The sequence below is a fragment of the Streptosporangium sp. NPDC004631 genome, from assembly GCF_053601935.1.
On the sequence record NZ_JBSGCR010000031.1, the window covers coordinates 73028 to 80164 of the forward strand.

At 71.0% G+C, this 7137-nt stretch carries 7 protein-coding genes; 1 reads left to right on the forward strand and 6 read right to left on the reverse strand.

The window, feature by feature from the left end:
- Positions 1-28: 28 nt before the first annotated feature.
- The 4 genes from tatA to ACWEF2_RS25830 form a co-directional block, all read right to left on the reverse strand.
- Complete coding sequence (gene tatA, locus ACWEF2_RS25815; RefSeq protein WP_453818919.1) at positions 29-352, reverse strand: Sec-independent protein translocase subunit TatA; 324 nt, start codon at positions 350-352, stop codon at positions 29-31.
- 64 nt (positions 353-416) lie between these two features.
- Entirely contained in the window at positions 417-605 is a 189-nt protein-coding gene (locus tag ACWEF2_RS25820) for a hypothetical protein (RefSeq protein WP_453818920.1), read from the reverse strand.
- A gap of 24 nt (positions 606-629) precedes the next feature.
- On the reverse strand, positions 630-1586 hold the full coding sequence (locus tag ACWEF2_RS25825) for a helix-turn-helix transcriptional regulator (RefSeq protein ID WP_453818921.1): 957 nt from the start codon (positions 1584-1586) through the stop codon (positions 630-632).
- 85 nt (positions 1587-1671) lie between these two features.
- Positions 1672-2631 (reverse strand): helix-turn-helix transcriptional regulator, encoded by a 960-nt coding sequence (locus tag ACWEF2_RS25830; RefSeq protein WP_453818922.1) that lies wholly within the window; start codon positions 2629-2631, stop codon positions 1672-1674.
- A 56-nt stretch (positions 2632-2687) separates the two neighbouring features.
- Here ACWEF2_RS25830 and ACWEF2_RS25835 point away from each other — a divergent pair, with 56 nt between their 5' ends.
- Positions 2688-3824, forward strand: coding sequence for a DUF3866 family protein (locus tag ACWEF2_RS25835; protein ID WP_453818923.1), 1137 nt, complete (start codon positions 2688-2690; stop codon positions 3822-3824).
- Between the two features lie 626 nt (positions 3825-4450).
- On the opposite strand, the gene ACWEF2_RS25840 is transcribed toward ACWEF2_RS25835, so the two are convergent.
- Positions 4451-5395: an FKBP-type peptidyl-prolyl cis-trans isomerase gene (locus ACWEF2_RS25840; RefSeq protein WP_355599583.1), complete on the reverse strand. Its 945-nt coding sequence runs from the start codon at positions 5393-5395 to the stop codon at positions 4451-4453.
- A gap of 96 nt (positions 5396-5491) precedes the next feature.
- Complete coding sequence (gene pafA, locus ACWEF2_RS25845; protein ID WP_355599177.1) at positions 5492-6850, reverse strand: Pup--protein ligase; 1359 nt, start codon at positions 6848-6850, stop codon at positions 5492-5494.
- Positions 6851-7137: the final 287 nt, after the last annotated feature.

Consider the following 7137-nt stretch of genomic DNA (forward strand, 5'->3'; position numbering starts at 1 on the left):
GAGTGGAATGATCCGGACGTAGGGCAGCCTACTGGGGCTTGGGGGCGCCCGCCTGAGCACGTAGCCTGGCGGCCTGCTCCTCCAGCGCGCGGGCCTGCTCCTCCACCGTCGCGGCCACCGGGGCGGCCGGCGGGATCGGCTGCGGAGCCGGAACGGCGGCCGGCGGGGGCTGGACGACGGTGGCGGTCGCCGTGGTCGTCTCCTCGTCCTCACGCAGCTTGGTGGTCTCCGACTTGAAGATGCGGAGCGACCGGCCGAGGGAGCGAGCGGTGTCGGGCAGCTTCTTGGCGCCGAAGAGCAGCACCAGAAGCAATCCGATGATCAGAAGCTCGGGAACACCCAGGTTGGGCATGACACATCCTTACGCCGAACGACATGCACTCTCAGCCCGATCGTACGCTCCCCCGGACACAGACTCATCCCTTCCGCGACCGGACTGTCCGGACCCGCTCGTCGAGGGCGCGCTGTGCCGGGGTCAGCCTCCGGCCGGCCCGCTCCACCTCCCCGCCGAGCCTCCGGGCCGCCAGCAGCACGCGGAACGCCAGGAAACCCAGCGGGAGCAGCCCGGCGAGGCCCAGCCCGGCCGCGACGAAGATCCAGGTCATACCGGCAGATCATAACGCCGGACGTCAGGAGGCCGACTCGTACCGGCTCAGCGCCGAGGCCGCGGCCTCTCTGACACCCGCGGCCAGCGAGTCCGGGGAGAGCACCCGGCCGGTGTCGCCCAGGCGCAGGGCCAGCCGTACCAGCCAGCCCTGGTCACGGGCCCGCAGCGCCACCCGCAGGCGGCCCTCGCCAAGCTCGGTGACCTGCTCACACGGGTAGTACTCGGCGACCCAGCGGCCGGCCGGGGTCAGCTCCAGCTCCACCAGCTCGTCCGTGGGCGACGGCCGGAACACCCCGGGCGTCACCTCGCCGGGCTCGGCGTCGGCCGGCGGGTCGGCCGCCACGTCCAGCAGCTCGACCGTGAGCACCCGGTCCAGCCGGAACAGCCGCACCGCCTCGGCCCGGTAACACCAGCCCGACAGGTAGGAGCGGCCGTCCACCACGACCAGGCGCATCGGATCGACCTCGCGCGGGGTGATCTCGTCGCGACCCGGCACGTAGTAGCGGAGCGACAACCGCCTGCCGCGCCGCAGCGCCTCGTTGACGACGGGCAGCGCGTCGGGCGTCGCGTCCACCTCGACGGCGACCTGGCTGCTGACCGCCGCCGCCCCCTCACCGGCGGCCCGCTCGAACTTGGCGATGACCCGGACCAGCGCGTCGCGCTCGCCGAACTCGGGCATCTCGCTGAGCACGCGCAGGGCCACCAGCAGGGCGCTGGCCTCGTCCACGCCCAGCCGCAGCGGGCGGGCGATGGTGTCGGCGTTGTCGATGACGATCTCACCGCCGTCCCACGAGACGTCGATCAGGTCACCCGGCGTGTGGCCGGGCAGCCCGCACATCCACACCAGCTGCAGGTCGTCGATGAGCTGCTTCTCGCTCAGCCCGAAGATCTTCGCCACCTCGGGCACCTGCGCCCCGGGGTGCGACATCAGATAGGGCACCAGCGCCAGTAGTCTGGGCAACCGGTCGGCCGTGCTCATGCCTCGCTCCGCTCCACGTCCATGACGCCCCGCTCGATCGTCTGCCGCTTCCCCGTCCCCACGCGCCGCGCCGCCCTCCCGCGCGTCACGCCAGGGCCCCCTTCAGGCGGCGGATCACGGCCTCCCTGGCATCCGGCGGCCCGACCACCTCGGCGTCGGCGGCGAAGCCGACGACCCATCCGGCCAGCCGCCCGGGATCGGAGAAGTCCACGTCCAGCTCGTCCCAGCCGTCGGCTCCCGGCCGTACGGCCCTCGCCACCTGGCGCAACCCCTGGCAGGCGCCCTCGCGGACCCGGATGAGGGCGGTGCGCTCGGAGACCGTCATGTCGTCGCGGTAGCCGACCATCGACGTCATGTCGACCCCCTCGGGGACCGTCACCGTCCCCGGGCGGCCCACCGGGACGACCGGGCCGCTGATCCGGCTGAGCCGGAACACCCGGGCCGCGTCACGGTCGCGGTCGTGGCCCACCACGTACCATCGGCCGCGGCGGCTGACCACGCCCCACGGCTCCACGGTACGGGTGAGCACGCTCCCGCTGGACGCCGCCCGGTAGTCGAAACGGACCGCGCGCCGGTCGCGCACAGCCTCCCAGAGCGCGGGAAAGGCCGGGTCCCGGGTGTCCACCCGCAGCTCCAGCGCCCCACCGGCCATCCCGCCGGCCTCGTCGGTCTCCACTCCCCCGGCCCGGAGCTTCAGCAGCGCCCCGCTCGCGGCCTCGGCCAGGCTGGCCCGCTGCCACACCTGGGCCGCCAGGCCCACCACCGCGGCCTCGTCGGGCTCCAGGGTGATCTCGGGCAGCTCGTAGGCCTGCCGGACGATCCGGTAGCCCGGATCCTCCTCCCACGGGTCCTTGTGGACCTCGATCGGAATGCCGATCTCGCGCAGTTCGTTCTTGTCCCGCTCGAACATCCGCTGGAAGGCCTCGTCGTTGGCGGCGTCGTAGCCGGGCACCGCGTGGCGAATGTGTTCGGCGCTGAGCGGCCGCCGCGTGGCCAGCAGGCAGATCACAAGGTTCAGCAACCGTTCGGTCTTCCGGCGCGACATCCGGCCTCCTTCCCTGTTCAAATGACTCTACGTCCAGGTGACGCTACTCTTCCCCGGTGATCAGATGGCGCAGGGGCGAGGTCGTGCGGATCCGGCGCGAGTGGCCGGGGGCGATGGAACTGGACGTCACCACCGAGGAGGGCAGCGCTCGCGCGCTGGCCTATCCCGCCCTGGTGGGACACCCGGAGCCAGGCGATGTGGTGCTGCTCAACACGACCGCGCTCGCGATGGGTCTCGGTACGGGAGGCTACGCCATGGTGGTGGCGCTTCCGGACAGATTACCGAAAGATCCACAAGGCCCCGGGCATCTGGTGAAGGCCCGCTACACCCCGCTGCAGCCCACCGTGCTGGGCGTCGACGAGCAGGACTCGCCCTTTCACGAGACCCTCCGCGAGGCCGATTCGCTGGACGGCATGCCGGTGATCGTCGCCGATCTGCACTCGGCGCTCCCGGCGATCCTGTGCGGCCTGTACGGCTCGCGCCCTCCCCTCCGGCCCCCCGGCCGGGCGTCCGGCCCCGCGGAGGCGGAGCCCGGCGGGCCCGCTGCCCGGGTCGCCTACGTCATGCTCGACGGCGGCGCGCTGCCCGCCTGGTTCTCCATGTCCTGCGCCCGGCTCAGGGAGGTGGGCTGGCTGGACGGGGTGGTCACGGTGGGCCAGGCCTTCGGCGGCGATCTGGAGGCCGTGACGCCGCACACGGGACTGCTCGCGGCCCGGCACGTACTCGGCGCCGACGTGGCGATCGTCACCCAGGGGCCGGGCAACCTGGGTACCGGCACCCGCTGGGGCTTCTCCGGCGTCTCGGCCGGAGAGGCGGTCAACGCCGCCTCGGTGCTCGGGGGACGCCCCGTCGCGGCGCTGCGGGTCAGCGAGGGCGACCTGCGGGAGCGGCACATCGGGGTCTCCCACCACTCGCTGACCGCCTACGGCCGGGTGGCCCTGGCGCCGGCCCAGGTCGCGGTGCCGGAGCTGCCCGGCGACTTCGGCAGGCGGGTGGCCGAGCAGGCCGGGCCGCTGGCCGTACGGCACGAGCTGGTCGGGGTGCCGGTGGACGGGTTGTACGAGGCGCTGCGAGACTCTCCGGTCCGGCTGTCCACGATGGGCCGCGGCCTGGACGAGGACCTGGCCTACTTCCTGGCCTCGGCCGCCGCCGGCCGCCACGCCGCCTCGCTGCTGCCCTCGGTGAGCGGCTGACGCCTCCCCGCGGTCCCGGCACCCCCCGATGGACCTCGGTGCAACTCGGTGGACCTCGGCCGGGCGCGCACCGGTGGACCGGGCGTTGTCCACCGGTCGCCTGAACCCCGTCTTCCGGTGCCACCGCGGCGGGTTTTAACCATGACACGGGGATTGACACGTCCTCCGAATCAATGGGTTCCCGAATCTCGGGGTTCGCCGGGCCAACGTCTGGCCGTCCACGCACCGCTTATGACAAGAGCCGCGATTCTTGGAGAAAAGGCACCCTGCTGTAAACGCGGCCCCTGACTCGACCATACCGCCGAGTCAGGAAAAGTGCCGCCCGTCAATCTCCGCAGCATTGTTTCCGTAGAGATGGCCGTGTTTCCCTGATATCCGAACATGTCCCCGCGCCGGGTGACCGTCGGCACGCCATCCGGCGCGGGGAGCGGCTCACCCGGTCACCCGGTCACCCGCGGGAAACGTACCGGTGCGCACGGTCCCATCGGTCGTCCCAGGCCGGAAGCCCCGCCGGGGACGGCCGTCAGCAAGTCCGGGGTCCGGCCGCGTGGCCGGACCCCGGAGTGAGACGGCTCGATGGAACCGCCGGTCACGGTGCCCGAAGAGAGCACCCGAGCGGGAGATCGTCAGTAGGCCGCGACCACGTCCACCAGGAAGACCAGGGTGTCGGTGCCCTTGATCTTTTCGCCTGAGCCCTCCTTGCCGTAGCCGAGGTCCGGCGGGACGCTCAGCAGCACCCGGCTGCCGACGGGGACGCCGACCAGGCCCTGGTCCCAGCCCTTGATGACCTTGCCGGTGCCGATCTGGAACATGATCGGCTCGCCGCCGCGCGACCAGCTGCTGTCGAACTCAAGGTCCGAGCCCCAGATCTTGCCGGCGTACTGGACCAGGATCGACTGGCCGGACTTGACCTCGGGGCCGGTGCCCTTGATCACGGTCTTGGCGACGAGCTCCTTGGGAGCCTTCTCCTTGGTCTTGGTGGTCAGCTTGGGCGCGGCGTCACCGCCGGGGTTCTCCACCTTGACCCCCTTGAGGCCGGCGTCGGCCGCGGCGCCGTGAGCCGCCTTGCCCTCGGGAACACCGACCACGTCGACCACGAAGACCTGCGACTGACCGGCGGGCGCCTGGGCCTGCTGCTCCTTGGGAAGCGCGTCCTTGGCGACGACCGACAGGAACCGGCCGCCCCCCTTGGTCTCCGCGAAGCCCTTGCGCAGGATCTCGGGAACCTGCTCGTTGAGCGTGATGAGCTGCGGCCCGCCCTCGTCATAGGTCGAGGCTGCCAGCTTGTTGTCCTTGCCGTCCCAGGTGAAGACGGTGAAGTTGACCACCACGCTGTCGCCCGCCTTGGCGGGGGCGCCGAGGGTGCCGGGCGTGACCACCTGGTAGGAGGAGGTCTCGACGACCTTCGGCGGGAAGGCCACACTCGGCTTGGCGTTCGCAGCCCCGGTCACCTTCAGCGCCGGGGCCGATCCGCCGACGGTGCCGACGGTGGTGGTCTCGCCCCCGGAGCCGCAGGCTGCGGCGAACATAAGAGGCACTGCGGCCAGTACGGCCATGCTGCGGCGGCGCATAGGTATCCCTCAAGCAGACGTCAGGTTTGCGCCACACTACCCGCCTTCACATACGGGTGCGGTAAGCCGGAGGACGACCTTGCCGAAGCATGACCATCACATTCCGGCGATTAGTTTGTCCACCCTCTCGTCGACGCTGCGGAAGGGGTCCTTACAGAGCACGGTGCGCTGCGCCTGATCGTTGAGCTTCAGGTGCACCCAGTCGACGGTGAAGTCGCGCCGCTTCTCCTGCGCCCTGCGGATGAACTCCCCGCGCAGCCGCGCCCGGGTGGTCTGCGGCGGGACCGACTTGGCCTCGAAGATCTTCAGGTCGGAGGCCACCCGCTCCACCGCTCCGCGCTTCTGCAGCAGATAGAACAGGCCCCGGCGGCGGTGCACGTCGTGATAGGCGAGGTCGAGCTGAGCGACCCGGGGGCTGGACAGGGGAAGGTCGTACTTCCTGCGGTAGCGCTCGATCAGCTGGTACTTGGTGACCCAGTCGATCTCCCGGGCGACCAGGTCGAGGTTGCCGGTCTCCACGGCGCCGAGCGTCCGCTCCCACAGCTCCAGAACCCGGTGGCTGATCTCGTCGCCGCCGCGGCGCTCGATGAAGTCGCGCGCCTTGGAGAGGTACTCCTGCTGTATCTCCAGCGAGGACGCCTCCCGGCCGTTGGCCAGGCGCACCCGGCGCCGCCCGGTCATGTCGTGGGAGACCTCGCGGATGGCCCGGATCGGGTTCTCCAGCGACAGGTCGCGCATCACGGTGCCCGCCTCGATCATGCGAAGCACCAGGTCGGTCGCGCCGACCTTGAGCAGCATGGTCGTCTCGCTCATGTTGGAGTCGCCCACGATGACGTGCAGACGGCGGAAACGCTCGGCGTCGGCGTGCGGCTCGTCGCGGGTGTTGATGATCGGCCGTGACCGGGTGGTGGCGCTGGAGACGCCCTCCCAGATGTGCTCGGCCCGCTGGGAGACACAGTAGACCGCGCCGCGCGGGGTCTGCAGCACCTTGCCGGCCCCGCAGATGATCTGCCGGGTGACCAGGAAGGGAATGAGCACGTCGGCCAGGCGCCCGAACTCGCCGTGCCTGCCCACCAGGTAGTTCTCGTGACAGCCGTAGGAGTTGCCGGCCGAGTCGGTGTTGTTCTTGAACAGGTAGATGTCCCCGGCGATGCCCTCCTCGCGGAGCCGTTTCTCGGCGTCGACGAGCAGGCCCTCCAGGATGCGCTCGCCCGCCTTGTCGTGGGTGACGAGCTCCACGACGTTGTCACACTCGGGGGTGGCGTACTCGGGGTGACTGCCGACGTCCAGATAGAGACGCGCGCCGTTGCGCAGGAACACGTTACTCGACCGGCCCCAGGAGACGACCCGGCGGAATAGATAACGCGCTACCTCGTCGGGCGACAGCCGCCGCTGCCCCCTGAACGTGCAGGTGACGCCGTACTCGTTCTCAAGCCCGAAGATGCGACGATCCATTGCCTCACACTATTCGCCGAACCCCTCTTGCGGGAGGGATCAGTGGGGGTTTTCGGTCCTACGGCTTATGCCCCCGGGAATCGGCGGCTAAGCGTGAGGAGGGCTCACACCCGGTGACCGCCGGGCACGTCCGGACCGGCGGGAGGCGGATTCGGGTGGCCGGAAAAAAGTGACCTTCGTCACCCCATGGGACGTCACACCCGGTGGGGCACGGCGGAGGGGGACTCCCCCTCACAGCGCCGGGCGCCGCGGAGAGACCCCGGGGTGGGCGGGCGGCGGGCGCGCAG